Source organism: Kocuria sp. UBA1838, from assembly GCF_002338785.1.
Classification (GTDB): domain Bacteria; phylum Actinomycetota; class Actinomycetes; order Actinomycetales; family Micrococcaceae; genus Kocuria; species Kocuria marina.
Window position 1 is genome coordinate 84386 of the sequence record NZ_DDIY01000001.1, and the last position, 26012, is coordinate 110397.

Annotated in this window: 22 protein-coding genes and 1 pseudogene; 13 read left to right on the plus strand and 10 right to left on the minus strand. The window is 68.3% G+C overall.

The window, feature by feature from the left end; all coding sequences use genetic code 11:
- The coding region (locus B3I25_RS00415) for an amino acid permease (protein ID WP_286737508.1) at positions 1 to 524 on the minus strand (524 nt) is incomplete at its 3' end.
- Positions 525 to 868: 344 nt separating this feature from the next.
- Between B3I25_RS00415 and B3I25_RS00420 the strand changes: the two genes are divergently transcribed.
- Positions 869 to 2428 (plus strand): AbgT family transporter, encoded by a 1560-nt coding sequence (locus B3I25_RS00420; RefSeq protein ID WP_098053869.1) that lies wholly within the window; start codon positions 869 to 871, stop codon positions 2426 to 2428.
- A gap of 92 nt (positions 2429 to 2520) precedes the next feature.
- Here the strand turns inward: B3I25_RS00420 and B3I25_RS00425 are convergent, their stop codons facing one another.
- Entirely contained in the window at positions 2521 to 5316 is a 2796-nt protein-coding gene (locus tag B3I25_RS00425) for a hypothetical protein (RefSeq protein ID WP_286737432.1), read from the minus strand.
- A 260-nt stretch (positions 5317 to 5576) separates the two neighbouring features.
- Between B3I25_RS00425 and B3I25_RS00430 the strand changes: the two genes are divergently transcribed.
- Both B3I25_RS00430 and B3I25_RS00435 read left to right on the plus strand, forming a co-directional pair.
- Complete coding sequence (locus B3I25_RS00430; RefSeq protein ID WP_286737434.1) at positions 5577 to 5942, plus strand: trehalase-like domain-containing protein; 366 nt, start codon at positions 5577 to 5579, stop codon at positions 5940 to 5942.
- Positions 5943 to 5960: 18 nt separating this feature from the next.
- Entirely contained in the window at positions 5961 to 7652 is a 1692-nt protein-coding gene (locus B3I25_RS00435) for a glycoside hydrolase family 15 protein (protein ID WP_286737437.1), read from the plus strand.
- Positions 7653 to 7773: 121 nt separating this feature from the next.
- On the opposite strand, the gene B3I25_RS00440 is transcribed toward B3I25_RS00435, so the two are convergent.
- Positions 7774 to 9039 (minus strand): S8 family peptidase, encoded by a 1266-nt coding sequence (locus tag B3I25_RS00440; RefSeq protein WP_286737438.1) that lies wholly within the window; start codon positions 9037 to 9039, stop codon positions 7774 to 7776.
- Positions 9040 to 9482: 443 nt separating this feature from the next.
- Here B3I25_RS00440 and B3I25_RS00445 point away from each other — a divergent pair, with 443 nt between their 5' ends.
- The 7 genes from B3I25_RS00445 to B3I25_RS00475 all read left to right on the plus strand — a co-directional run bounded on the left by B3I25_RS00445 (position 9483) and on the right by B3I25_RS00475 (position 16193).
- Complete coding sequence (locus tag B3I25_RS00445; protein WP_286737439.1) at positions 9483 to 10859, plus strand: L-serine ammonia-lyase; 1377 nt, start codon at positions 9483 to 9485, stop codon at positions 10857 to 10859.
- A 16-nt stretch (positions 10860 to 10875) separates the two neighbouring features.
- Entirely contained in the window at positions 10876 to 11388 is a 513-nt protein-coding gene (locus B3I25_RS00450; RefSeq protein WP_144931892.1) for a metallophosphoesterase family protein, read from the plus strand.
- Positions 11389 to 11397: 9 nt separating this feature from the next.
- The gene (gene thpR / locus B3I25_RS00455) at positions 11398 to 12039 is read left to right on the plus strand and encodes an RNA 2',3'-cyclic phosphodiesterase (RefSeq protein ID WP_286737440.1); all 642 of its coding nucleotides are present in this window, start codon (positions 11398 to 11400) and stop codon (positions 12037 to 12039) included.
- The gene (locus tag B3I25_RS00460) at positions 12036 to 13283 is read left to right on the plus strand and encodes an MFS transporter (protein WP_286737441.1); all 1248 of its coding nucleotides are present in this window, start codon (positions 12036 to 12038) and stop codon (positions 13281 to 13283) included. Before thpR ends, B3I25_RS00460 begins: the two co-directional genes overlap by 4 nt.
- A gap of 124 nt (positions 13284 to 13407) precedes the next feature.
- Positions 13408 to 13812 (plus strand): hypothetical protein, encoded by a 405-nt coding sequence (locus B3I25_RS00465; protein ID WP_414672676.1) that lies wholly within the window; start codon positions 13408 to 13410, stop codon positions 13810 to 13812.
- Between the two features lie 33 nt (positions 13813 to 13845).
- Positions 13846 to 15021 (plus strand): CaiB/BaiF CoA transferase family protein, encoded by a 1176-nt coding sequence (locus B3I25_RS00470; RefSeq protein WP_286737442.1) that lies wholly within the window; start codon positions 13846 to 13848, stop codon positions 15019 to 15021.
- Complete coding sequence (locus B3I25_RS00475) at positions 15018 to 16193, plus strand: acyl-CoA dehydrogenase family protein (protein WP_064845398.1); 1176 nt, start codon at positions 15018 to 15020, stop codon at positions 16191 to 16193. The genes B3I25_RS00470 and B3I25_RS00475 overlap by 4 nt, the downstream gene beginning before the upstream one ends.
- Positions 16194 to 16205: 12 nt before the next feature.
- Here the strand turns inward: B3I25_RS00475 and B3I25_RS00480 are convergent, their stop codons facing one another.
- Both B3I25_RS00480 and B3I25_RS00485 read right to left on the minus strand, forming a co-directional pair.
- Positions 16206 to 17207 carry an N-acetylglucosamine kinase gene (locus B3I25_RS00480; RefSeq protein WP_231885441.1) on the minus strand — a complete coding sequence of 334 codons (1002 nt, stop codon included), beginning with the start codon at positions 17205 to 17207 and terminating at the stop codon, positions 16206 to 16208.
- Positions 17208 to 17237: 30 nt separating this feature from the next.
- Complete coding sequence (locus B3I25_RS00485; protein WP_286737446.1) at positions 17238 to 17561, minus strand: putative quinol monooxygenase; 324 nt, start codon at positions 17559 to 17561, stop codon at positions 17238 to 17240.
- A 134-nt stretch (positions 17562 to 17695) separates the two neighbouring features.
- Here B3I25_RS00485 and B3I25_RS00490 point away from each other — a divergent pair, with 134 nt between their 5' ends.
- Positions 17696 to 19054, plus strand: coding sequence for an MFS transporter (locus B3I25_RS00490; protein ID WP_286737447.1), 1359 nt, complete (start codon positions 17696 to 17698; stop codon positions 19052 to 19054).
- A gap of 225 nt (positions 19055 to 19279) precedes the next feature.
- Here the strand turns inward: B3I25_RS00490 and B3I25_RS00495 are convergent, their stop codons facing one another.
- The 3 genes from B3I25_RS00495 to B3I25_RS00505 all read right to left on the minus strand — a co-directional run bounded on the left by B3I25_RS00495 (position 19280) and on the right by B3I25_RS00505 (position 21217).
- Complete coding sequence (locus B3I25_RS00495) at positions 19280 to 19471, minus strand: CsbD family protein (protein WP_035965533.1); 192 nt, start codon at positions 19469 to 19471, stop codon at positions 19280 to 19282.
- Positions 19472 to 19665: 194 nt separating this feature from the next.
- Positions 19666 to 20628: a hypothetical protein gene (locus B3I25_RS00500; protein WP_098053885.1), complete on the minus strand. Its 963-nt coding sequence runs from the start codon at positions 20626 to 20628 to the stop codon at positions 19666 to 19668.
- Between the two features lie 121 nt (positions 20629 to 20749).
- Positions 20750 to 21217, minus strand: coding sequence for a MarR family winged helix-turn-helix transcriptional regulator (locus B3I25_RS00505; RefSeq protein WP_239320058.1), 468 nt, complete (start codon positions 21215 to 21217; stop codon positions 20750 to 20752).
- Between the two features lie 182 nt (positions 21218 to 21399).
- Between B3I25_RS00505 and B3I25_RS00510 the strand changes: the two are divergent.
- Positions 21400 to 21862: pseudogene (locus B3I25_RS00510) on the plus strand (MaoC family dehydratase).
- A 103-nt stretch (positions 21863 to 21965) separates the two neighbouring features.
- Here B3I25_RS00510 and B3I25_RS00515 read toward each other — a convergent pair.
- A complete protein-coding gene (locus B3I25_RS00515) occupies positions 21966 to 22838 on the minus strand; it encodes an NAD(P)-dependent oxidoreductase (protein ID WP_286737450.1) in 873 nt (290 codons plus the stop codon).
- A gap of 790 nt (positions 22839 to 23628) precedes the next feature.
- Here B3I25_RS00515 and B3I25_RS00520 point away from each other — a divergent pair.
- Complete coding sequence (locus tag B3I25_RS00520) at positions 23629 to 25086, plus strand: hypothetical protein (RefSeq protein WP_286737452.1); 1458 nt, start codon at positions 23629 to 23631, stop codon at positions 25084 to 25086.
- A 110-nt stretch (positions 25087 to 25196) separates the two neighbouring features.
- Here the strand turns inward: B3I25_RS00520 and B3I25_RS00525 are convergent, their stop codons facing one another.
- A complete protein-coding gene (locus tag B3I25_RS00525; protein ID WP_206478781.1) occupies positions 25197 to 25991 on the minus strand; it encodes a nuclear transport factor 2 family protein in 795 nt (264 codons plus the stop codon).
- Positions 25992 to 26012 lie beyond the last annotated feature (21 nt).

Here is a 26012-nt window from a genome sequence, read left to right on the forward strand (position 1 = left end):
CCGCCGTGATCCACCAGGTTGTGCAGCCCGGGCGGGGTGTCGGAGGGGACGGCGAAGCCGAAGAGCAGGATCGCGAAACCGCCCACGATCATGAGGATGATGGCCGTGACCTTCACGACCGAGAGCCAGAACTCCAGCTCACCGAAGACCTTGACGTTGAGAAGGTTCAGCCCGGTGATCAGCAGCACGATGGCCAGCACCCAGATCCACTGGGGTGTGTCCGGGAACCAGAACTGCATGTAGATGCCGAACGCCGTGACGTCCGCGAGGGCCACGATCGCCATCTCGAACACGAACGTCCACCCTGTGATGAAACCGGCCAGGGGACCCAGGTAGCGGCCGGCGTACTGACCGAAGGACCCCGAGACGGGGTGGAGCACGGCCATCTCACCGAGCGCACGCATCACCAGGAACACCACGGCCCCGCCCACGATGTACGCGAACAGCACCGCGGGGCCCGCGGTCTGGATGGCCGAGGCCGAGCCGTAGAACAGCCCCGTCCCGATCGCCGAGCCGAGGGCCATGAAGCGGACGTGGCGCACGGTCAGTCCGCGTTTGAGGGCGGCGGGGAATTCGCTCACGGGCGGTCCTTCTCCAGGGTTTCCAGGTGGCGGCCGGGGCGCCGCACACCAGGGGCGGCCGGATCCGGGCCTCTAGGAGATTACACCGGGCGCGTACCCGCCCCGGCTCGTGGGGCGAGAATGAACGGGGTGCATGCCAGGATGCAGGTGCGCCGGCGGAACAGGACGCCGGTGTATCGGTGACAAAGGTGCGCCACATCACCACCGCTGCGCCGTAATCACGTGTCATGGCCCCGCGGTTGCGTACGTTGGGCGCAGCAGACTCCGCCGGCAGAACGGAACCAGAGATGTCCTCGTCCACGCCCCGTGCCCGCTCGCACGGCACACAGAAGGGGACCGGTGGCCTGCTCCGGGTCCTGAACTGGATCGAGTGGGTGGGCAACAAGCTTCCCGACCCGTTCTGGCTGTTCCTCCTGCTCGCGGGGGTCGTGATCCTGCTCAGCTGGATCCTCTCCGCCGTGGGACTCAGCGCGGTCAACCCCGCCACGGGCGAGACGGTGGCGGTCACCAATCTGTTGGCCCCGGACGGGCTGCGCAAGATGGTCGCGGAAGCGGTCACGAACTTCGTGGAGTTCCCGCCCCTGGGGCTCGTGGTCGTGATCCTGTTGGGCGTGGCCGTGGCCGAACAGTCCGGAATGCTCTCCGCGGCGCTGCGCGGCTCGGTGTCCCGCGTGGGTCCCAAGTGGCTGACCTTCGTCCTGGCACTCACGGGCATCACGGGGTCCATCGCCTCGGACGCGATGTACGTGGTGCTGATCCCCCTGGGTGCGCTCGCGTTCAAGGCCGCCGGCCGGTCCCCGGTCGTGGGGCTCGTGGTGGCGTTCTGCTCGGTCGCGGCGGGCTTCAACGCGTCCCTGTTGCCGACGGCGTCGGACGCCCTCCTGGGTGGCATCACCACCGCCGCCGCGGGGCTGATCGACGACAGCGTGATCGTCACCCCGGTCTCCAATTACTTCTTCACCTTCGTGTCGTCGCTCGTGCTCGCGGCGATCATCACCCTGGTCACGGAGACCGTGCTCGCCAAACGCGGTGCGGCGCTCGAGGAGGACACGGATACCAAGCAGCAGAACATGGGGGACTTTGAGGACATGCGCCTGAAGCCCCGCGAGAAGCGGGGTCTGCGCAACGCCGGCATCGCGTTCGCGATCATGATCGTGATCTATCTCGCGGTCCTGCTGATCCCCGGCTCACCTCTGCGCGCGGAGGACGGTTCCGTGCTGATGTCCCCGCTGCTGCTCAACGTGGGCATCGTGATCGCGGTGATGTTCGCCGTCGTCGGCTGGATCTACGGACGGGCCGCCGGGACCATGACCGAGGCGCGACAGATCCCCGAGGCCATGGCCACGGGACTGACCACCGTGACCCCCGTGCTGGTGCTGTTCTTCGCCGCGGCCCAGTTCACCGCGTACTTCCAGTGGTCCGGGATCGGTCCCGTCCTGGCGATCTACGGCGCGGACTTCATCGGCTCGCTGGGACTGCACCCCATCCTCACGTTCACCGGGATCGTGGCGATCGTGGCCGTGATGAACCTGCTCATCACCTCGGGCTCGGCGCAGTGGACCCTGCTGGCCCCGGTGATGGTGCCCATGCTCATGCTGCTCGACGTCTCACCGGAGATGACCCAGGCGTTGTTCCGGATCGGGGATTCCCCCACCAATGTGATCAGCCCCGTGAGCCCGTACTTCGCCCTGGTCCTCGGGTACCTGCGCCGTTACCAGAAGGAAGCGGGCGTGGGCACGCTCATCTCCCTGGTGCTGCCGGTGTCGATCGCCATGCTCATCGGCTGGTTCCTGCTGTTCATCGGCTGGTACCTGCTGGGTCTGCCGCTGGGCCCGCAGGACCTGTGAGGCCCGGCATATCGGCCCGTGCGTGAACGGCGCCCCTTCCCGACGTGTGGAAACGCGTGGGAAGGGGGCGCCGTTCCAGTGGAGGTCACTGCTCAGTCGTTGGCGTTGATCGTGAGCTCGTCCCCGGACACGCTCACGGTCCCGTAACCGGAGACGCTCGAGGTGGTGTCCCGGTCAGTCCAGTCGGCGGGCTCGTCGTCGTACTCCTCGTTGTACTGGTAGTCCAGCCGCACCTCGCCGGAGCGGTCGGTCGTGAAGGTCGCCTGGTTCCCGTACGAGGACACCGAGTAGGTGGGGTAGCGCTGGATGCTCCACCGGGGATTGCGGTAGTCCTCGTCGTCACCGTAGATCGAGTACCCGAACGGGCAGCCCTCGGGCTCGAACTCCGTGCTCTGGGCGCACCTGTCCAGGGTCGCGTTGAGCTGCTTGGTCAGGTCCTCCTCCAGGGCGGGCGTGAACGACGGCTGGAAGGACATCACGGGCGCGGAGGACGGCGAACCGGCGCGGATCTCCGCCACCTGGTTCCCGCCGTACGTCACGTACTTGCTCGAGGAGCTCACACCCACGGCGTAGTCACCGGGCAGCACCGTGTACTCCACGGTGTGGGGCTGGCCCTGCGTGTCCACGGACACCTTCTTCCCGTTGACGTCGAGCTCACCGACTCCCGCGGGCACCTCCACGGTGAGCGCCTGGTAGAGAGGCACCCCCGCGCTCTCGTCCACGCGCCACGACTTGAACAGGCCGTCCCGGGAGTCACTGACCATGGGCAGCGCCACGGGCGTGGTGACGCCGTCCTGGGTCACGGTCGCGTTGACCGTGGCGCGGTCCCCGTCGATGGTCGTGTCCTTGATCTCGTACGAGGAGATCCGGTTCTGCGCCGCGCCGTAGACGTCGTCGGTGAGCAGGGCGCGCTGGCCGCTGCTTACGTTGGGATTCGCGATCTCCGCGGCGTGGGTGGCGTTGCCATCCGTAACGGAGCGCAGCAGGTCCTCGGCTTGGTTGTCCGGGCCGAACACGGTGCGGCTCAGCACGGAGAACACCACGGTCGCGAGCACGGCCAGCAGGATCAGGGTGCCCACGATGATCGCGATCAACCGGATCCGCTTCTTGGTCGCGGGGTCCATGGGGGCGCGCTGCGCCGGCATGCGCGTGGTCGCCCCGGGATCGTCGTAGCTCGGCAGCACCCGGGTCTCGTCGCCGCTCCCGGCGTGCGGTCCGGAGTAGGCCGCAGTCGCGTCCTGCGGGGCCGTCGTCGCCGTCGGTTCGGCGCTCGGGTGCTGCGCTGACGACGTCGCTGCGGGGGCTTCCGGAGCGGGCGTCGCCCGGGTGCCGACCCCGGCGAGTCCCGCACCCGCGAGTCCCGCGCCACCCATGGCGGCCGCGGAGGCCACCACGGCCGCCCGGCCCCGGGAGCGCTCCGAACCGCGCAGTCCGCGGGTCACCCGGCGCGGCAGGGTGTGCATGAACGCGGGCACCACCAAGCGGGCGAGCAGTTCGATGATCACGCCCCACACCAAGAACACGAGACACGTCCAGCCGGCCGGCCGCAGGCTGAACACCGCGTTGCTCGAGCCGACCATGCCCCCGGAGGCATATCCGCCCACGCGCAGCAACCACAGGGCCAGCAGGCCCAGCAGGAAGTAGGTGACGGGCAGCACCGTCCACGCCAGCGGGGTGCGCGCCACACGCTTGTCCAGAGGACGCACGTGCGCCCACGTGATGGCCGCACACACCGCGGACACGAGGGCCAGCAGGATGCACAGCACCACGGCCCACACGGGGACGGTACCTTCCGACCACAGGTAGAACGCGTCGGAGCGCCCGGTCAGTCCGGTGAGCGATGTCGCCGCCCCGCCCGCCGTGAGCGCGGACAGCAGCGAGAGGACGAACAGCCAGCCCACCGCGATCGGCAACCAGAACAGGGCGGAGAAGCCGGCGGGGGCGCCACCCTCGACGAACGCGTAGATCAGCAGCCCGAGTCCGGCCACGGTGCCGAACACCGCGAACTGGACGGCGATGGGCCGCAGCACCTGCAGCACGCCGGGGGTCGAACGTTCGGCGCCGACCACGATGCGCCCCGGGGAGACTTGGGTGGAGCGCACGTTCAGGGCGGCCGCCACGCTCAGCAGGCCCACGAGGAACAGGACCGGGAAGAGGCCCCCGCCCAGGGCCGTGAGGCGCACGCGGATGTCCGAGGCGAAGAACGGCACGTCCAGGCGCAGCACCGTGAGGGCGGTGACGACCAGCGCCAGCGCGGCCCACGTCAGTCCGCTCACGGCGGCCATGAGCCACTGCACCCCGCGGGTCTCCACGCGCATGCGGGTGGAGAGCTTGCGTGCGATGAGCCACGCGGTGAGGATCCCGCACGCCAAGGCGAAGTACTGGGGGACGGTGATCCCGGCGGAGGCTCCCTCGCCCCCGAAGCTGAGGATGAGCCGCAGCGGGACCAGGGCCGCCATGGCCGCGAGCTGGAACGGGACGGACAGGATCCAGCGCAGCCCGGAGGTGTCGGTGTCCAGGCCCGTGGCGTTGCTGATCTTGTCGTTAAGGCGGTCGGTCGTGGATCCCCCGTCCGAGTCCCCCTGGAGGGCGAGCCCCAGGATGCTCAACACCAGGGCGATCACGATGCCCACCACAGTTCCCACGTAGCCGCCCACGCCCGCGAGCACGGGAACCCACCAGTGTCGCGCGGTCATCGTGGGCAGCGCCGCCGGGGGCCGGTGGCCCGAACCCCGGGCAGCAGCGGCGTCGTGCTGTGCGTCGAGGTCATGCTGGACTCCGGGGTCATGCCGCGCGGCTCCCGGTGATGTGGTTGCGGACAATTCTTCGGTGTCGTCGGGACCCGGTTCGCGGGCCTTGCCCGCCGGGTCGTGCGCCGATGAAGGCATTCGTTTCTCCCCAGAATCACGCGATGAAAGCCCAAGAACCCACCTGGGCAATTCCTGGATACCAGAAGAATGCGTACGGAAAGCGCCGGGCTATTCGATTGGGGGACAGGTTCTTGAATAAGTCAATATTTGACGTGTGCGCACGGGGTTCCGGCGAGGAGTACCGGGACGGCGGCGGGGCGTGTTCGGTGCGGCGTCATCATCCGGCCCCGCACGTCACCGAGGGACGGGGCCCGTGACCGTAATGATGGAATGGGCCCATGAGTACCCCTCTGGAGGACTACGCACTGCTCGCGGACCTGCAGACCGGGCCGTTGGTGTCCCGGGACGGCAGCGTGGACTGGTTGTGCTTCCCGCGCTTCGATTCACCCGCCGTGTTCTGCGCCCTGCTGGGGGACGAGAGCAACGGGCGCTGGAAACTCAGCGCGGTGGATGGACACGTGGTCTCCCGCCGCTACGTCCCGGACACCTTCGTGCTGGAGACCGAGTGGCGAACCCCCAGCGGGCGGGTGCGCGTGACCGATTTCCTGCCGCCCAGTGACGATCACGCGGATCTGGTGCGGCGCGTGAAGTGCCTCGAGGGAACCGCGGGGGTGGAGCACGATCTGCGGTTCCGCTTCGACTAAGGCAAGGTCATCCCGTGGGTGCGTCGTGTGCAGCTGGGCAACCACCGCCCCCAGCACCCGGACGAGGCGCGGTTGGGGGATTCCGCCACCGAGCCGCACCCGGTGGGGACGTCCGAGGAACCCGGCCGTGCGGCGTCGAACCTGGAAACTACGACAGCCGGCGAGCGGCACGGCCGGCACCCGGACTTCAAGAAGCTGCTGCGGGAGATCTCCGCGCGCATCGCGCTCAGTACGTCCCGCGCGGACCACGGGTTGCTGGCCGTGGCCGGCCCGGACGCCCTGTTGCTCACGGGCCCGGACCTGGAACCGTACGAGGAGGACGCGGGGGGCAACCCCGTGGAGGTGCTGCACCGTGAGCACGATCCCGGCAGCGACATCCGCGTGATGGAGGGGATCCGCCGGGGGCACCGCGGCCGGTTCACGCTGCACGAGGGCGAGGGCCTGGACTGGGTGCTCACGTGGAGCCACTCGTACGAGGAGCTGCCCGTCCCCGCGGACCCGGACAGCGCCCAGCGGGCCACGGAGGACTTCTGGCGCGACTGGGCCTCGGACGTGGAGTCCCACGGCGAGTTCGACGGCGCGGTCTCCCGTTCCCTGCTCGTGTTGCGCGGACTCACCCACGCCCGCACCGGCGGGATCGTGGCGGCGGCGACCGCGGCGCTGCCCGAGGACTTCGGGGGCGAGCGCAACTGGGACTACCGCTACACGTGGCTGCGGGACGCGGCCCTGACCATCCAGGCGCTCGTGGAACACCGGCACACGCACGGTGCGCTGCTGTGGCGCGACTGGCTGTTGCGCGCCGTGGCCGGGGACCCGCAACAACTGCAGATCATGTACGGCGTGGACGGGCGCCGGGACCTCGCTGAACGGGAACTGGATCACCTCAGCGGCTACGAGAACTCCCGGCCCGTGCGGATCGGTAACGGCGCGGTGGAGCAGTACCAGGCGGATGTTGCGGGCGAGGTCATGATGGCCCTGGCCACCCTGCGGGACAACGGGGTGGAGGAGAACGACTACTCGTGGGGTCTGCAGTGCAACCTGTTGGGCTTCTGTGAGCTGCGCATGGACGAGCCGGACAACGGGATCTGGGAGATGCGCGGGGACACGCATTTCTTCACGCACGGCCGCGTGATGATGTGGGCCGCGTTCAACGAGGGCATCCGGGCCGTGACCGAACACGGGCTCACGGGGGACGTGGCGCACTGGAAAGAGATGCGCGATCGTCTGCACCGCGAGATCTGGGACAAGGGGTACAACCGGGACCTCGGGTACTTCACCCAGACCTACGACAACACGGAGGTGGACGCCTCCCTCCTGCAACTGCCGCAGACCGGGTTCATCGCGCCCGACCACCCCGCGATGCTGCGCACCGTGGGGCGGATCGAGCACGAGTTGCAGGGCGAGGAGGGGCAGGTGTGGCGCTACCGCACCACCGACGCGGGTACGTCCATGGACGGGCTGTCCGGGCGGGAGTACCCGTTCCTGATCTGCACGTTCTGGCTCGTGGAGCAGTACGCGCGCTCCGGGCGCATTGAGGACGCCCAGCGGTTGATGCGCACCACCGTGGGTTTCGCCTCGGACCTGGGTCTGCTCTCCGAGGAGTACGACGTCGCTCAGCACCGTCTGGCGGGCAACTTCCCCCAGGCGTTCAGTCACCTGGGACTGATCCGCGCCGCGGACGCGCTGGAGGCCGCTCAGCGCGACTCCTGAGGGGAGTCGGGCCGAGCGGCCTCGGGCGGAGCTGCCTACCAGGGGTGGCTCAGGGTCGAGCGGCCCGGAACGATCGGCTCAGGTTCGGAGCCGGCTCACGCCGAGCGGCTCGGGCTGAGGGTCAGCGAGCCCCGGTGAGCAGCGAGGTGTTCAGCATGAGGTTCGCCGAACCCCGCACGTAGTCGATTGTGCCGGGGGTCGCGCTGGACTTGAGTGCGCGCTCCACCTCCGCCACGCCGGCGTTCGGATGCTGCTCGAGGTACAGCGCCGCCGTGCCCGCCACGTGCGGGGTGGCCATAGAGGTCCCGGAGATCGTATTGGTCGCGGAGTCACTGGACGGCCAGGCCGAGGTGATGTCCGTGCCCGGGGCCAGGATGTCCACACAGGAGCCCCAGTTCGAGAAGCTCGAGAGCTGATCGCGGCGATCCGTGGAGCCCACCGTGATGGCGGCGCTCGCGCGGGCCGGGGAGTAGTTGCACGCGTTGTTCGCGTCATTGCCCGCGGCCACGAGGGGCACCACGCCGGCGCTGATCATCCGGTTGATCGCGCTGTCCATGGCGGTGGAGACCCCACCGCCCAGGCTCATGTTTGCCACGGCCGGACCGTTGACGGTGGAGGAGACCCAGTCCATGCCCGCCACGATGCCGGCGGTGGAGCCGATGCCGTCACAGCCCAGCACGCGCACGGGCATGATGTTCGTGGACTTGGCCACGCCGTAGGTGGACCCACCCACGGTGCCGGCCACGTGGGTGCCGTGACCGTTGCAGTCGCCGCTGCCGTAACCGTCGTCGATCGCGGTCACACCGGGGGAGACCCGGCCGCGGAACTGGGAGTGGGTGGCGCGCACGCCCGTGTCGATCACGTAGGTCGTAACACCCGCGCCGGTGGCCGAGTAGTTGTAGGTCCCGTTGAGCGGCAGATCCTTCTGGTCGGAGCGGTCTAGGCCCCACGTGGCGTTGGACTGGGACGCGGTGGCCTTGACGGTCTTGTTCTTCTCCACGACCGCCACGCCCGGGTCCGCGTTGAGGGTCTTGACCTGGGCGGGGCTCAGGTCAGCGGTGAAACCACCGATGGTGTTGAACTGCTGCTTGACCTTGACGCCCTTGGACTGCCACTTGTCCACCTGCTTCTGGGTGGCCTCGGCCACGGCCGTGCGGGCCGCCCTGCTCGCCGGACCGGCGGGCGCCTTGGTGGCGGCCGGCAGTTCCAATATGACCACGTACTCACCGCCGGACACGTCCAGGACCTTGGCCCCCTGGTTGATGGAGTTCTGCGCGGACGCGTTTTCCGCCGGGGTGTTGGCGGGTGCCGCGATGCCCGGGGAGACCGTGCCCAGGACGACAGCGGCCGCGGCGGCCGTGGCGAGGAATGCGTTTTTCTTGCTCATGGAGGGGATCCTTCGTTCGGTGGTCAACCGAGATCCGAGGAAACGAGCCCGTGGATTTCGTGAACGACCAGAGTGACGAGAAAGTGCCGTTTCCCGTGCACAAGAAACGGGGGCGGCGGGACAGGGGGGCGCATTCCAGTACCGCATGAACGACCGTTTCCGCACGTCCAGGCCGGGTTCTCGAATGCGATTTCACCGTAATCGGATCGTTATCAAGTGAACAATGGCCAAACGGCCAGACTCTCAAAAACATGTGTCACCTATTCATTCGGCGGCTCGGCCGCGCTCGTCATGGGCTCCTCACCCCTTCGACAGTTGCCCACTATGTGAGACCCACGTACCTTGGGTGTGTTCCGCGCGACCCATCCGCGTCGCGCGGCCGCCCGGCTCCGCACGGCCCCACCAGGCCGCTTCCCGGAGCCCGACAGTGGGGAGACCGCGACGTGGCACTCAGTGCTCTGGATTTGTTCTCGGTGGGTATCGGACCGTCGTCCTCCCACACGGTGGGGCCCATGCGGGCCGCACGGCTCTTCGTGGCCGGGCTCGCCGCCGACGCCCTGCTGGAGTCCGTGACCCAGGTCCATTCCCAGCTCTTCGGCTCCTTGGGGGCCACCGGGTGGGGCCACGGGTCGGACAAGGCCGTGGTGCTGGGGCTCATGGGCGAGGATCCCGAGACCGTGGACACGGACCTCGCGGACCAGAAGGTCGCGCTCGCGGGGGAGAAAGGGCAACTGCTGCTCGGGGGCACACACCCCGTGGCCTTCGACCGTTCCCGTGACGTGATCATGCACCGCAGGAAGTCCCTGCCCACCCACCCCAACGGGATGAGCTTCACCGCCTACGACGCCGCCGGCGAGGCCATCCGCGAACGGATCTTCTACTCCGTGGGCGGTGGTTTCGTGGTGGACGAGTCCGCGAGCGGTGCGGACAAGGTGGTCGCGGACAGCACCCCCGTGGCCTACCCGTTCAGCACGGGTGATGAATTGCTGGCCATCTGCGAGACCGAGGGTCTGAGGATCGCCCAGATCATGGCCGCGAACGAGCTGTCGTGGCGGCCCGCGGAACAGACCCGGGAGCAGCTGCTGCACATCTGGTCCGTGATGCAGGAATGTGTGGAGAACGGGTGCACGCGCGAGGAGAAGACCCTGCCCGGGGGACTGAAGGTGCGCCGTCGTGCGCCGGAGATGCGCAAGCGGCTGCTCACCAAGGAACCCGGCAACGATCCCTTCTACGGTATGGACTGGGTCAACCTGTACGCGCTCGCGGTCAACGAGGAGAATGCGTCCGGCGGGCGGATCGTCACGGCCCCCACGAACGGCGCGGCGGGGATCATCCCGGCGGTGCTGCACTTCTACACGCGGTTCATGGCGGACGCGTGCGATGACAAGATCGTGGACTTCCTGCTCACCGCCGCGGCGATCGGGATCGTGATCAAGGAGAACGCCTCGATCTCCGGCGCCGAGGTGGGTTGCCAGGGCGAGGTGGGATCGGCGTGTTCCATGGCGGCCGCCGGCCTGTGTGCGGTGCTGGGCGGGAGCCCGCGGCAGGTGGAGTGTGCGGCGGAAATGGGGATCGAGCACAACCTGGGGCTCACGTGCGACCCTGTGGGCGGGCTCGTGCAGATTCCGTGCATCGAGCGCAATGCGATCGCGAGCGTCAAGGCCATTAACTCCGCCCGGCTGTCCATGCAGGGGGACGGGACCCACAAGGTCTCCCTGGATCAAGTGGTCAAGACCATGCGGGAGACCGGTGCGGACATGAAGATCAAGTACAAGGAGACCTCGCGCGGCGGCCTCGCGGTCAACGTGATCGAGTGCTGACGGGCACAATGGGGGCGTGAGCACCTCGATCCTCCTCCTCGCGGACACCCACCTGCCCAAGCGGGCCAAGGCCCTCCCGGACCAGGTGTGGCGCGAGGTCGACGCCGCGGACGTGGTGCTCCACGCCGGTGACTGGGTGGACCTGGCCACGTTCGAGGCCCTCGAGCAGCGCTCCCGGAAGCTGATCGCGGTGTGGGGCAACAATGACGGCCCCGAGTTACGCGAGCGCATGCCTGAAACCGCATACTGGGAGCTCGAGGGGGTGCGGTTCGCCATGACGCACGAGACCGGCGCCTCAAGCGGACGGGAGCGGCGTATGGACCGGGCGTTCCCGGACATCGACGTCCTGGTCTTCGGCCATAGCCACATCCCGTGGGACACCGTGGCGCCCTCCGGGATGCGCCTGCTCAACCCCGGCAGCCCCACCGACCGGCGGCGCCAACCACACTGCACGTACATGCGCGCGGTCGCTGACGCGGGTGCCCTCACGAGCGTGGAGCTGATCCGGTTACCGCCGCGCACCGTCTAGGGTGGGCGCATGAGGCTGTTCGCGGCTGTTCACCCCACCCGGGCCGCACGTGAGCACCTGGTCGGTGCATTGCGTGAGGTCCGTGAACTCACCGGCACCGCACTGCGCTGGGGCGACCCCGAGCAGTGGCACGTCACCCTTGCGTTCTACGGCGAGCAACCCGAGGCTGCGGTGCCGGAGCTCGGGGAGCTGCTGAGCGACGTCGCCCGGGACCACGCACCGCTCACCGTGTGCTTGCGAGGCGCGGGATCCTTCTCCGGCACAACCCTGTGGATGGGCGTGGGTGGTGCCTCGGACGCGCTCGTGGAGCTCATGCACGCGTGCTCGCTGGACCCCGAGGAGCGCGCAAGACAGCGCGCCCATCTCACGGTCGCGCGCATGTCCCGTGCCGAGCGCACGCGCAAGGCTCGCGAACGACGCCGCAGCTCACGCACCGTGGCGCGCCCCGGGCCCGAGCTCGCGCATGTAGTGCACGCGCTGTCCGTGTACGAGGGGCCCGCGTGGACCGTCAGCGAGCTCTCCCTGGTGTCCTCAGAGCTCGGCGAGGGCCGCAGCGGTGGCGCCCTGCACCGCACCGTGCAACGATTCCGGCTGTCGGAGCGCGTCGCCTCGGACGCCCCTGGGCGTATGCCTGAGGAAGGCTGCCGGTGACTGATTCGGTTCGTGGGGCACGCGCCGGCGCGTGGTTGTGGCTGCTCGTGGCGTGCGGGGTGTTGACCCAGGCCACCGTGAACCTGTTGCGACCGGTCACGTCCTACAAACTGCTCGCGCTGCACGCGGACTCGATCACGATCGGGTTGACCACGGCCGCGTACGCCCTGGTCCCGCTGCTCACCGCGGTGTGGCTCGGGCGGTACTCGGACCGCACCCGGCAATTGCGCGTGCTGACCCTTTCCGGGGTGTTTCTGCTGGTCGCCGGTGGGGCGCTGCTGGCGCTGTCACCCACGGTGTGGGCGGTCGTGGCCGCGAGCGCCGTGCTGGGCATGGGGCACCTGAGCTTCACGATCGGGGGTCAGACGGCGATCGCCCGTTACGCCGCGGACCGGGACCTGGACAAGGGGTTCGGGTGGTTCACCGCAGCGTTCTCCGCGGGGCAGATGATCGGCCCCGCCCTGGGCGGTTGGCTCGTGGGGCACAGCTCGTCCGCGACCTCCCCGGAGCGCCTCGCGGACGTGAACCAGGCACTGTGGATCGGTGCCGCGATCTCGCTCGCGGCCGTTCCGCTGTTGCTCCTGCGCGCCGGGACACCCGCGGGGTACGCCGCCCCGTCCCGCGCGGCCTCCGGTACTGCGGCGCGTTCCGAATCAGCCGACAAACCCACCATCGCGCGGGTGCTCAGGGTACCACGGGTGGCGTCCCACATGCTCGCCGCACTGTCCCTGCTCGCGATGCTCGACATCCTCACCGCGTTCCTGCCGGTCATCGGGGAGGAGGCCGGTGTGGCTCCCGCGGTCGTGGGTCTGTTGCTCGGCGTCCGGGGTTTCGCATCCATTGCCTCCCGGTTGCTCCTGCCGTGGTTGTCCCAGCGGTTCTCGCGGCGGGGTCTGCTGCTGACATGTTTGTTCGGGGCCGGCATCACGCTGGTCATCCCACCGCTCGTGCTGGGGAACTTCTGGGTCGCGGCGTTCTTCCTGGCCGTGGGCGGATTCCTGTTGGGTTTGGGTCAGCCACTCACCATGACCATGATCACCACGTCCGTCCCGGGCAACTGGCGCGGCTCCGCCCTGGCGGTCCGGTTGACGGGTAATCGCCTGGGGCAGGTGATCCTCCCCCTGGTTGCGGGTGTCTTCGCGGCACCCCTGGGCCCGGCCGCCGCGGTGTGGATGTGCTGCGGGGTGCTCTTGGCCAGCGGTGCGGAGAAAGCGTGGGGGGACCGCCGCGCGGACCGTTCGTGATGTGACCGTGCCTACCGTGGCCGCAACTGGTTCATGGCTCAGGAGGGTTCATGTCCGCACTGCATCAGGCGCTCCCGCGGGATTTCCGGCGGATGTCCCGCAACGGCGGGCTCGAGTCCGGGGAGTGGAGTGCCAAGCGGCGACCACCGCGGACGGGCTCAATCGGCAGTGGTTCGTCGGGTGGTTGATCGCGCGCGGTGCCACGGTGTACTACGACGCGATGGGTAACGAGTTCGGCCTCGTCGAGCTGTGTCCGGGCGCCCCGTACGTGATGGTCGGCTCGCATCTGGACTCCCAGCCCAGGGCCGGCCGGTTCGACGGCGCCTACGGCGTGCTTGCCGGGGCGACCGTGTGCGCGGAGCTGTACCGAGCGGCGCCGTCCGGGGAGACGGAACTGACGGACAACCTGTGCGTGGTGAACTGGGCGGGTAGCGCGCCCGGCCGAGCGTCGTCGCCCGTAGACGTGCGGCGGGCGGCGACCCGGAAGCGTAGCGACGTCGTCGAGCCGCGGCCGCGGCGGCGCACCTAGAGTGGAGGACATCGTCGATCCAAGGAGGACCCCGTGACCGAAGCGCTACCCCTGGACGGTGTGCTCGTGGCCGATTTCTCGCGCGTGCTCGCGGGGCCGCTGTGCACCATGACGCTCGCGGACCTCGGTGCCCGCGTGATCAAGGTCGAGCGCCCGGACACCGGTGACGACACTCGCGCGTGGGGTCCGCCCTATTCCGAGACCGGTGCCACGTACTTCGAGTCCGTGAACCGCAACAAGGAATCCGTGTGCCTGGACCTGCAGGACGAGGACGGGCGGGAACTCGCGCGCGAACTCGCCCTGCGCGCGGACGTGGTCGTGGAGAACTTCAAGCCCGGCGGGATGGCCAAGCTCGGCCTGGGCTACGAGGAGATCTCGCGCGAGAACCCCGGCGTGGTCTACGTGTCCGTGTCCGGTTTCGGCACCGCCGAGGGCGCCCACCTGGCCGGTTACGACTTCCTGGTCCAGGCCGTGGGTGGGCTCATGAGCATCACGGGCGCCGCGGACGGCGAGCCCACCAAGGTGGGCGTGGCCCTGGTGGACGTCCTGACCGCCAAGGACGCCACGATCGGCGCGCTCGCGGCCCTCGAAGCGCGACGCCGCACGGGCCGCGGCGCGCACATCGACGTCAGTTTGCTCTCGAGTCTGCAGGGTGCCCTAGTCAACCAGGGCCAGGCATACCTGGGTGCCGGTAAGGTCCCCGAGCGCATGGGCAATGCCCACCCGTCCATCGTCCCCTACCAGTTGTTGCACTGCGCGGACGCGCCCCTCGCGGTGACCGTGGGCAACGACGGGCAGTTCCGCAGGTTCACGGCCGTGCTGGGCATCCCCGACGTCGCGGACGACGAACGGTTCGCCACGAACTCGGCGCGCGTGGCCCACCGCGAGGATCTCGTCCCGCTGCTGGAGGATGCGTTGTCCGCCCGGACCGCCCGCGAGTGGCAGGAAGAACTGACCGAGGAAGGGGTCCCTGCGGGCAAGGTCGCCGGGATCGGCGAGGGCGTCACGCTGGCCGAGGACCTCGGACTGGAACCCACGGTGGACGTCCAGGATCGGGAGGGCAGGACCGTGGGACGGCAGTTCCGTCATCCGGCCCGCTGGACCCCACCCCTGGAATCCCCCACGGTCGCCCCGCCGCAGCTCGGGCAGGACACGGAAACGATTGTGGCGTGGCTCCGTGAGCCCCGTCACCGTACAGTGAGGACATGAGCCAACAGAACACCGTCAACGTCATGGACCTGGTGGGCTTCGACTCCCTGCTGAACGAGGAAGAGATCGCTCTGCGATCCACCGTGCGGGAGTTCGTGGACGCCACCATCCGCCCCAACATCGCCGAGTGGTACGAGAAAGCGGTCTTCCCCCTGGAGATCGTCCCGGAGATGGCCAAGCTGGGCCTGCTGGGTATGCACCTGAAGGGATACGGCTGCGCGGGCCGTTCCGCCGTGGAATACGGCCTGGCCGGCGCCGAGCTGGAAGCCGGGGATTCCGGTCTGCGCACGTTCGTGTCCGTGCAGGGCTCCCTGGCCATGAGCGCCATCTACAAGTGGGGCTCCGAGGAGCAGAAGCAGGAGTGGCTCCCGCGCATGGCCGCCGGTGAGGCCATCGGGTGCTTCGGGCTCACCGAGCCCACCGCGGGTTCCGACCCCGGTTCCATGAAGACGTTCGCGCGCCGCGACGGCGAGGACTGGGTCATCTCCGGCGCCAAGCGGTGGATCGGCCTGGCGACCGTGGCCAAGGTGGCCGTCATCTGGGCCCAGACGGACGAGGGCATACGCGGTTTCGTGGTGCCCACCGACACCCCGGGCTTCAAGGCCACGCCCATCCAGCCCAAGCTGTCCATGCGGGCCTCGATCCAGTGCGAGATCGAACTCACGGACGTGCGACTTCCCGCATCCGCTCTGCTACCCGAGGCCAAGGGGCTACGCGGCCCGTTCTCGTGCCTCAACGAAGCCCGGTACGGGATCATCTGGGGTGCCATGGGCGCCGCCCGCGACTCGTTCGAGGTGGCCCTGAAGTATTCCCAGGAGCGCATGCAATTCGATCGCCCGCTGGCCGGGTACCAGCTCACGCAGCAGAAGTTCGCGGATATGGCCCTCGAGATCGACAAGGGCTTCCTGCTCGCACTGCAGATCGGCCGCCTCAAGGACGCCGGCACACTGCAGCACCACCAGATCTCGGTGGGCAAGCTCAACAACTGCCGCGAGGCCATCAAGATTGCCCGCGAGGCCCGCACGATCCTGGGCGGCAACGGCGTCACCCTCGACTACTCCCCGCTGCGCCACGCCAACAACCTGGAATCCGTGCGCACATACGAGGGCACGGATGAGGTGCACGCCCTCATCCTGGGCCAGCAGCTCACCGGGGAGGCGGCCTTCCGCTGATCCTGTGGGTGTTCAGCCCGCCCGACCCGCTCGCCCGTCCCACAGCCCCGTGGCGCGGGCGAGCAGGGGCGCTCCCAGCACGGGTTCCCGGTCCAACAGCGTGACCCGCAGTCCATGATCGCCCAGGCGTTCCCTGAGCTCCACGCCCACCGAGGTGGTTGCGAGCCCGCCTCCCATCACTACGGGGAGGGGCTCGCCCAGGTTCCTGGCCACGGTGATGATCAGCTCCACGAGGTGCGCGGCGGCCGCCGAGACCAACTCGCGAGCGGCGTCGTCGTGCGGGGCCAGCTCGATCACCGTGCGGGCCAGACCGGCCCAGTGGGTGCGGTCGGGGCGGTCGTGGAACGCCGCGATCAGCTCGGTGGGCGTGTCGACCCCGGCGTGTCCCAACACGGCCCGAGCGAACCGGTCGTCCTCTGCGGGGGTCACGTCGCTCGCTCCCCGGTGCTGCGCGTCCCGCAGCACATGGCGCACCGCTTCCCGGCCGAGCCAGTACCCGCTGCCCTCGTCGCCAAGCAGGTAACCCCAGCCCCCGGCGCGGGTCCCGTGGCCGGAAGCATTCACACCCCACGCCACGGAACCGGTTCCCGCGATCACCGCGATGCCCTCGGTGTGTCCGCCCGCGGCGAGGATCAGGCGGGTGTCGTGCACCGCGATCACGGGCGTCTCCGACGCCGGGTAGGCGTCCGGTGCCGGGTGACCGTCTGCCGCCGAAAAAACGCCCGGCGCCGGGCCAGCGCCCGCTGCGGCCTCAGCCACGGAGCGAATGAGCTGCGTCAGCGCAGCGGCGTCGTGCGGGGTGTCCACACCGCCGGCGCCGGCGAGAACCGTGGTGCCGGGTGGCGGTTCCAAGCGGGCGAAGATCTCCCGCAGTGACTGGGCGGCCCGCTCCCGGCTGACGTTCTGCACGTTCGCGCTGCCGGAACGAGCTTCGCGCACCGGGGAGTCCCCGCGGAACAGTACGCCGCGGGTGTGGGATCCGCCGATGTCCAGGCCCACGAGGAACCGGTTCACGGGTTCACGGGTTCCCCGGTCATCAATGCCTCAGCCCTCGACGGTGACTTCACCCATCTCATCCCAGCCGTCACCGTCGATCTGGCGGGAGATGATGCGCGGGGTGCGGACGAGGTACGGCGGGAACTTCTCGGTCATGGCGGTGAAGTGCTCGGACTTCACGTGGGCCTCGGCGGCGTCGTCCTCGAAGGCCTCCACGAGCACGTACTCGTTGGGGTTCTCCAGGCTGCGGGACCAGTCGAACCACTTGTTGCCCGGCTCCTGGCGGGTCGCGGCAGTGAAGTCCGCGACGATCTCGGGCCAGCGCTCGGCATACTCGTCCTTGACCTCGAACTTGACCACGATGAAGATCATTGCACTGCTCCTGTCCTGGGGTGTGACACGTCCCGTGCCGGTTCCATGCCGTGCCCCAGTATAAGTCGGCGGCTCGCCGTCATGCGGCGTCACGGGGGCCGCGGGAGGAGCGGACCGTGGGCTAGTGTGCAGACATGAGTAGCGCACCTACACATCTGCCCGTCACGCACGAGCAGCGTGTCACCGCTCGCCGCGCCGTGGTCGCCTCCTCGATCGGTAATGCGCTCGAGTGGTTCGACATCATCGTCTACTCGTCCCTCGCGGTCGTGATTTCCGCGCTGTTCTTCGAGTCGGATTCGATCGGACAGGTCACGGGCACCCTGCTGACGTTCGGTACGTTCGCGCTGTCGTACCTGATTCGCCCGCTCGGTGCCCTGGTGCTGGGCTCCTACGCGGACCGCCACGGTCGCCGCCCGGCCCTGACCATCACGATTGCCCTGATGATGCTCGGCACGCTCATCATGCTGCTCGCCCCCACGGCGGCGGTCATCGGCCCCGCGGCAGCGCTGCTCATCCTGCTCGCCCGCCTGATCCAGGGCTTCTCCGCCGGTGGCGAGTTCGGCACGGCCACCGCGTTCCTGATCGAGAACGCCCCCGACAAGCGCGCCTTCTACGGGTCGTGGCAAGTGGCGACCCAGGGCCTTGCGATCCTGATGGCCTCCGGTTTCGGGTTCGCGCTGCACACCCTGCTGAGCCACGACGCGCTGTACTCGTGGGGCTGGCGCATCCCCTACCTCTTCGGCCTGCTCATCGGCCCCGTGGGTCTCTACATCCGCTTGCGCATGGACGAGACCCCGGACTTCCGGGCGTTGCAGGACGAGCGTGCGCGAGCGGCGTCGTCGCCCTCGGAGAGCACGGGTACAACGACGCCGCCCCGCCCGTCCCTCGGGCGCGGTCCCCTCGCGCAGACCATCGTCCACTCCGCCGGTCGGTGGCTCACGGCCGCAGGTGTGGTGGGCCTGGCGTCCATGTCCGTGTACACGATCCTGTTCATGCCCACGTACTCGATCCAGAACTTCGACCTGCCCTCGTGGGCCGCGTACCTGGGCGGTGTGGTGGCCGGCGCGGTGACCCTGGTGGGCTCCCCGTTCGTGGGGCACCTCGCGGACCGCGTGGGACCTGCCCGGGTCATGCTTGTGGCCTCCGCGGTGGGCATCGTGGTGGTGTACCCGCTGTTCCTGTGGTTGGTCGCGGCCCCGACGGTGGCCACCCTAACCGTGGTGCAAGCGGTGCTGGGCGTGATCATGGCCCTGTACTTCGGCCCCATGCCCGCGCTGCTCACCGACATGTTCCCCACGCAGATCCGCACCACGGGGATGTCCGTGGCCTACAACCTGGGCGTCACGGTGTTCGGGGGATTCGCACCCCTCGTGCTCGCGTGGCTCGTGAGCTCCACCGGCTCTCTGACCTCACCGAGCATCTACTACGCGGTGGTGGCGGCCCTATCCCTGGTGTGCCTGCTGATCGCGCGCAAGCGGTTCGCGGTGCGGTGATCCGGGCCCACTGCAGCCCCTGCTTTATCTGAGTAGAAGCAGGATTCGGTGCCCCGAAGCTGCTTTTGCTCCACTAATGCAGGGGTAGTGGGGCGGGAAGCGATGCGGGGGTGGTGGGGCGGAGTGCACGACAGGCGCCGTTGCCGGCGGTGGGGCGGGCAGACGAAAGGCCCCCGTCGTGTTCACGACGAGGGCCCCCCGGTCGAAAGGTGGCGGGTGCGGATCTCAGCCCAGCCCGTCCTTCAGATTCTTGCCGGCGTCTTTGATGTTCTCCACGGACTGCTTGGCGCCACCGGAAGCTTTCTCCCCGGCACCCTCAGCTTGCAGATCTGCGTTGTCCGTGGCGTCACCAAGCTTTTCCTTGGCGGAACCGGAAGCCTTCTCCGCAGCATTACTGATCTTGTCGCCGAGTCCCATAGGCACTTCCTTCCGTGGAGCGAACAGGTCCTCATAATCTAGACCCGACATCCCGGCCGGGGGAAGACATGGCGCGGAACAATTTCCTGGGAGCACCCGCTTCAAAACCTCGGGAGTGGCGGGCCTTCCGGCCCGGGCGACTTACCGGAACCGCGGTGTCTGCCGAACCAAAAGACTCCGCCAGCCCGAGCGGCTCACTGGTAGGACACGAACCACGGCTTGGGCGTCAGCTCGAAGGTCTGCTTGGGGGTGAACGTGGGGGTGTCCTCGTCGTAGAAGTTCTTCCACGCCATGCGGATCCCCCGGGGCAGCTCGTGCTGCAGAGCGTCCCACGTGGACATCTTCAGATCCGGGGTGCCGTGCCCGTCCGCGTGCAGGAGGAACGCGAGCTCGGGGTGGTCCGTCGTGATGGCCTCACGGTTCTGGATCATGGGCATGGAGAACTGGTGCAGGATCAGGGTCTTCTGGGGCAGGCCGTTCTCGGCCGTGAGCCGGGCGAGCCACTGCGTGGTCTCGTTGATCTCCTGAGCGCTCACGGACCCGATCTGCTGCAGCGGGTACTGCCCTGGCCCCAGCCGCCACTCGGGGTCCAGGGCCAGGCCCACGTTGGACCGCTTGAGCAGTTCCTCGTACCGCTTGGCCTGGGACAGGAAGTCCGAGCGGCCGGGCTGCAGGTCCAGGACCACGTAGATCCCGTGCTTCTGCGCGGCCTCGATGTACGGCATGAGGCGCTCCACGGGAGCCTCGCTGGAGAAGTCGCCGTCCGGTCCCGGGTCGGAGGAGGCGGTGGTCGCGATGATCTCGAACGCCGGGATCACTTTCTCCTGGCTGTAGGGCTCGTACTGCTTGGCCAGCTCGATCGCCCGCTCGGCGGATTCCTCCGGCCCCTGCTCACCCAGCGCGCCCAGCCCCGGGGTGCCCGGGTGTCCGTAGAGCGCCACGAACCGGCGCTCGGGGAACAGGGTGGTGCCCCCGCCGATCAGCTCTGGCGGCTGGGTGGGCGTGGGTGTCGCGCTGGGCTGTTCGGTCGCGGTGGACGACGTCGCTGCGGTACCGTTCGCGGCGTCGTCGCCCCCCGCGTCGCCGCCGGAACCGCAACCGGTGAGCAGCAGCATGGCGCAGAGGGCGGAAAGGGCGGCGGGGGTGACGGAGCGCATGGTGCGTGACCTCGATCGGTAGGGGGAGCGCGGGGGAGTCGAGTGTGCTGGTTCCACGGTACGTGTTCGCGGGCGTGAACACCCGGAATCCCGGGGAGGACGGGGCCGTATGACGGTGCGCTCAGCCCAGTGCCACGCGCTGCAGCAAGTCCAACAGGGTGGCCCGTTCGTCCTCGCTCAGGGGTGCCATTGTCCCGTCCGTGCAGCGGTCCACCGCGGCGCGCGCACGCCGGTAGAGCTCGCGGCCCTCGTCCGTGGGCTCGATCAACTTGGAGCGGCGATCATTGGGATCGGTGCGCCGCACCACGGCCCCGCGGCGTTCGAGGGAGTCCACGATCAGCACGATCTGGCTGGGGTCCAGGACCAGGTACCTGCTCAGCTCCCGCTGGGACGGGTGCAGGTCCGAACACACGAGGGACAGCGCGGAGTAGTGGCGCACCTTCAGGTCCAGTTCCCCCAGGGCCCGGTTGGCGGACGCGGAACCCAGGGAACTCGCCCGGGCCATGAGAAACACCGGCTCGCTCGCGAGATCACTCGTCCTCAGGTCCGGCGCCGGGTCAAGGGCGTCCTGCGGAAGGGGGGTGGTCATGTCGCTGCTCCTGGGTGTCGTGTCGTGACGTGCTCCGTGCGGTGGGCGGGGGTGGGACCGTCCGCCGAAGGATCGTCGTGGATAATCTTAACCGTTGGCGATCTCAATTAAATACGGTCCCATGAAAGAAACATACGGTGACGCCCATCACCGCCGGAGCAGAACCCCAGAGAGAACATGTCATGACCGCCAAGACCGTTGTTCTGTTCGACGAGGTGGCCGAGCTCGCAGGGAAGGATTTGGGCTACTCCGAGTGGCGCGAGATCACCCAGGAACAGGTGGACCTGTTCGCGGACGCCACCGATGACCACCAGTGGATCCACACCGATCCGGAGAAGGCTGCGGACGGTCCGTTCGGTGGGCCCATCGCACACGGGTTCCTTGACCCTGTCGCTGCTGATCCCCATGTGGTCCGAGCTCTTCGACGTGTCCGACGTGAAGACCAAGATCAACTACGGCCTGGACAAGGTCCGTTTCACCTCACCGGTGAAGGTGGGCGCACGCATCCGGATGACCGTGACCATCGCGGAGGTCACGGAGGTCAAGGGCAACGGCCTGCACCAGGTGGCGGATGCGACGATCGAGATCGAGGGGGAGGAGCGCCCCGCGGTGGTGGCGCGCTTCCTGAACCGGTTCTACAAGTAGGGTTCAGGGCCCTCACTACATTCCTGCCCCGATAATGCACGCTACGACGCTGTGGTGTGCATTATCGGGGCACAGGTGTTCTCAGGGGTGGGTCCCAGGTCGTTCACTTCTCGGTTCTGTCCGCGATCCACTTCTGGAACACCGCGGAGTCCTGCTCGCCCAGTCCCGAGTCGATGAGCTGTTGCGCCGCGGCCGCGATGGGCCCGCCCAGCACCGACGTGGTTCCGGTGGCGCGGGCGGCATCCAGGTACGCGGAGACGTCCTTGTGCACGAAGGCCGCCTGCGCGGACACCGAGTAGTCGTGGCCCACGAGCTTGGGAGTCTTGTCCGCCAGGATGGTGGATCCCGCGTAGCCGCCCTGGAGCAGGTCCAGCAGTGTGGCCAGGTCCAGTCCGGCCCGTTCGGCCACGACGCTGGCCTCGGAGATCGCCACGATCTCCGCCGCGCAGATCAGCTGGTTGCACGCCTTCGCTACCTGCCCGGCCCCCAGCGGCCCCAGGTGGACGGGGCGACCGCACGAGGACAGGACGTCCGAGACCAGGCCGGCGGCGGCGTCGTCGCCACCCACCATGACGGACAGGTCCCCGCGGATCGCCCCGGCCTCCCCGCCGCTGATGGGCGCGTCCACGAACTCGACACCCGAGGTGTCCCGGTGCCAGCGGGTGATGTCCACGGGGGAGACGGTGGAGCTGATCGCCACGACCAGGCGGTCATGGTCGGCGTCGCGCTCGCGGGCGCCCTCAGCGAGTTCTTCCAGCACGCCGTCGATTTCCGGGGCGCCGGGCACCAACAGGATCACGGCGTCGCACTGGCGCGCCATGTGCCGCGGCGTGTCCACCGCGCGGGCCCCCGGGGCCTTGTGGAGGCTGCGATGCAGAACCACCACGTCGTGCCCGGCGCTGATGATGTGCCCGGCCATGGGCTTGCCCATGGATCCGAGACCGATGATTCCCACGGTGTGCGGTGACGGGCTCATGCTGCGGCTCCTCGCGACGGTGACGGGTGGTCCCATCATGCCCCGAATGCTGGCGCCGGCGTCCAGGGGTGGGGGCGAATTACCTCGAACAGAAATACCGAAATGAGGATGGGCGTCGTACTGCCGGGAAAATTCTATGAAATCTTTGATTTGGTGGAACTGGGTGGCAGTGGGTTATCGCCATGGGAGGTGCCGAGGGTGCATCCAGCCCTTATGGGCGGGGTATTCGTGACTGGATTGATGACTGCATTACGTACATTGCGGGGCCGCGCCCCAATATCCGGCGTCTCGAGCGTTTGGTCATCGGCGCCGGCGTGGATCATCCGGGTCGGATGGCCGGTTGGAGCCGCCGAACAGTGCGGATTTAAGGACACTTCCGAAAAAGTAAATGAGGCCAACAACCAGAGGGATAAGCAGTATCGAACGGATAAGAATGGCCAGGTGATCCATTATTCACTTCTCGGCCTCGTGAAGTCCATTGTCCTACGTAGTTATAAGGATTCAGTCTAGCAGGATCACCCTCATGAAAATAGTGTGGTACTTCATTCGTATTTCTTCTTCGAAGCGGACAGGGAATGCCGGCCATTGATTGGGCGATGCACGGGGGTAGGTCATGGAGCCTCCCGCAGTCATGCTCACCACCCGCACCCGGGGGCGTAATGACATCTCACGGAGGGGCGGCCTGGGGCTGGAACCGCCGGACCCACCCGGAGGGACGAGGGAACCGGTGGGACGACGACACGACAGGCGGTTAGATAAGAATGATTCTCACTTAAGTTACAGTGCTCGCATGTACGCCATCGAACACACCGCCCCTGGCGGGGCTCGCTCGTCCATGCTCGGATTCATCACCATGCACCGCCGGGGGCCCGTCCCCCTGGCCGCGCTGGCTGTCGGCGTCCTGGCCCTCACCGCGTGCGGGGCGGGTGGCGCGGGGCAGGCGGGAGCAGCGTCGTCGTCCCCGCGCGCCGAGGAGACCACGAAGGCCGCGGCCAAGGAGGTCTCGCGACTCACCCCGCGCGCGGTGGTGGCGTACGAGGGCGGTCTGCTCACCGTGGACACGGCGTCCGGCGAGGTCCTAGACAAGACTGAGAAGGGCGGGTTCCTGCGCCTCAACAACGCCGGGGACGGCAGGCACGTGATGGTCAGCGACGGCGACGTGTTCCGCGTGCACGACACCGGCTTGGACGCGCATAAGCACGGCGACCACTACCACTACCGCGAATCCGCACCCGAGCTGACCGACGTGACCTTCGACGCCCCGCATGCCGGGCACGTGGTGGTCCACCATGGCAAGACCACGTTGTTCGGCGACGGGGACGGTTCCATCACGACCTTCGAGTCCGAGACGCTGAAGGACGGCGCGCCGGACACAACCGAACGGAAGACCGAGCACCCGCACCACGGTGTGGCGCTCGAGCTGACCGACGGCACGCTGTTCACGACCCAGGGCACGGAGGAAGAACGGCACACCGTGCGCGTGCTTGACAAGGACGGCGCGGTCAAGGCCGAGACGACGGACTGCCCGGGCGTGCACGGTGAGGCGGCGGCCGCGCCGGGAGCGAGCACCGACACCGTGATGGCGGGTTGCGAGAACGGGCCCGTGATCTATCGGGACGGGACGTTCCACAAGGTGGCCGTGGCGGACGCCTACGCGCGCTCGGGCAACCTCGCAGGTTCGGAGAGGTCGCCGATCGTGCTCGGCGACTACAAGGTGGACGAGGATGCCGAGCAGGAGCGCCCCACGCGAGTGGCCCTCTTCGACACCCGGGACGGGTCGCACCGGCTGGTGGACCTGAGCTCGTCCTACTGGTTCCGTTCGCTGGCCCGCGGGCCGGAGGGTGAGGCTTTGGTGCTCACGTACGACGGCAAGCTCAACGTGATCGACGTGGAGTCCGGAAAGGTGGTCCGGAAGATCGACGTGATCCAGCCGTGGGAGGAGAAGGCGGACTGGCAGGAGGCGGGTCCCGCGATCAAGGTGGCCGGCTCGAGCGCCTACGTGACCGACGCGCAGAACAAGAAACTGCACGTGGTGGATCTAACCAAGGGTGAAGTGGCCAAGACTATCGACCTGCCGCAGACGCCGGTGGAACTCGCGGTGGTGACGGGCAAACCGGAGGCTCCGGCGCGGGAGGAGAAGGCGCACGGACACGTTTCCCACGAGGGTCACGACCATGCCCACGACGACGCCGCTCCCTCAGGGGGTGCCCCTGCGGACGCCGGAGGTCACGGCGGGCCCGGGCGCTGACGGTCCCGGATGATGTGCTCCTCGATCACTGGAACAGATCGGGCAGTGGCCCCGTGGACGCCATCACGCGTCCACGGGGCCACTGCATTGTCAGGTCGTCTCGGTCAGGTTCAGTCCGCTACCGACGTGAACGCACCGTGCGGGTGCGCCAGTTCGTCATCCGACGGAACCGGTCCGATGGCGTCCCACAGTTCGACCCACGCGCCGTCCTCGATGCGCCACAGTTCACAGAAGAAGTGGCGGTCACCGGCGATGGATCCTTCCGAGAACGTCAGGACGAAGTTCCCGTCAGCCACCGTGCGGTGCAATGTGTCGTAGGTCAGTGCAGAGCCGTCCTCCTTGAGGTGTTTCAAGAAGTCGACCATGTTCTGCACACCGTCGGCGATGTCACCCGAGTGCTGCGTGAACCGCCCGTCCGAACGCGTGAAATCGCCCGCAGCGTCGTAGTCCTGGCCCTGTAAGAACGTAGCCCAGGCCCGCTTGACGAACTCCCTGTTGGCCTCGGTGTCGGCGGATGCGTCCACCTCCGTGGGGCCGTCCAGCTGGGTGTGGCCCGACTCGTTGGGTGGTGTCTGATCCACCAGGCCGTCCCAGTGCTCCACGATCTTGCCGTCGGCCACGCGGTAGATGTCGAACCCCACGAACACGGTGTCCGGATCCAACCCGGGATAGGCACCGTGCAGCGCGACCAAACCGGCCTTTTCGTCCACGACTACGCGCGCGACGTCGTGCCTCAGACCCTCGCCCGCGTCGGTGACCAGCTCCCGCAGGCCTTCCTTACCGTTGGCCACGAGCGGCGAATGCTCCACGTAGTCCTCGGCGAAATTGCGGTCCAGGGTGCTCAGGTCGTGCTCGGTGAACAGCTCGCGGTCAGCGGTGAGCACGAGTTCTCGAATGTCGGTCATGATGCGCTCCTTCCCTCGTTC

Bases quoted from the DNA above. Each gene is read 5' to 3' on its own strand.
- B3I25_RS00425 (WP_286737432.1), bottom strand. From the start codon at position 5,316: ATGCCTTCATCGGCGCACGACCCGGCGGGCAAGGCCCGCGAACCGGGT.
- thpR (WP_286737440.1), top strand. From the start codon at position 11,398: ATGAGGCTGTTCGCGGCTGTTCACCCCACCCGGGCCGCACGTGAGCAC.
- B3I25_RS00475 (WP_064845398.1), top strand. From the start codon at position 15,018: ATGAGCCAACAGAACACCGTCAACGTCATGGACCTGGTGGGCTTCGAC.
- B3I25_RS00490 (WP_286737447.1), top strand. From the start codon at position 17,696: ATGAGTAGCGCACCTACACATCTGCCCGTCACGCACGAGCAGCGTGTC.
- B3I25_RS00520 (WP_286737452.1), top strand. From the start codon at position 23,629: ATGTACGCCATCGAACACACCGCCCCTGGCGGGGCTCGCTCGTCCATG.
- B3I25_RS00500 (WP_098053885.1), bottom strand. From the start codon at position 20,628: ATGCGCTCCGTCACCCCCGCCGCCCTTTCCGCCCTCTGCGCCATGCTG.
- B3I25_RS00485 (WP_286737446.1), bottom strand. From the start codon at position 17,561: ATGATCTTCATCGTGGTCAAGTTCGAGGTCAAGGACGAGTATGCCGAG.
- B3I25_RS00515 (WP_286737450.1), bottom strand. From the start codon at position 22,838: ATGAGCCCGTCACCGCACACCGTGGGAATCATCGGTCTCGGATCCATG.
- B3I25_RS00440 (WP_286737438.1), bottom strand. From the start codon at position 9,039: ATGAGCAAGAAAAACGCATTCCTCGCCACGGCCGCCGCGGCCGCTGTC.
- B3I25_RS00505 (WP_239320058.1), bottom strand. From the start codon at position 21,217: ATGACCACCCCCCTTCCGCAGGACGCCCTTGACCCGGCGCCGGACCTG.
- B3I25_RS00420 (WP_098053869.1), top strand. From the start codon at position 869: ATGTCCTCGTCCACGCCCCGTGCCCGCTCGCACGGCACACAGAAGGGG.
- B3I25_RS00430 (WP_286737434.1), top strand. From the start codon at position 5,577: ATGAGTACCCCTCTGGAGGACTACGCACTGCTCGCGGACCTGCAGACC.
- B3I25_RS00495 (WP_035965533.1), bottom strand. From the start codon at position 19,471: ATGGGACTCGGCGACAAGATCAGTAATGCTGCGGAGAAGGCTTCCGGT.
- B3I25_RS00525 (WP_206478781.1), bottom strand. From the start codon at position 25,991: ATGACCGACATTCGAGAACTCGTGCTCACCGCTGACCGCGAGCTGTTC.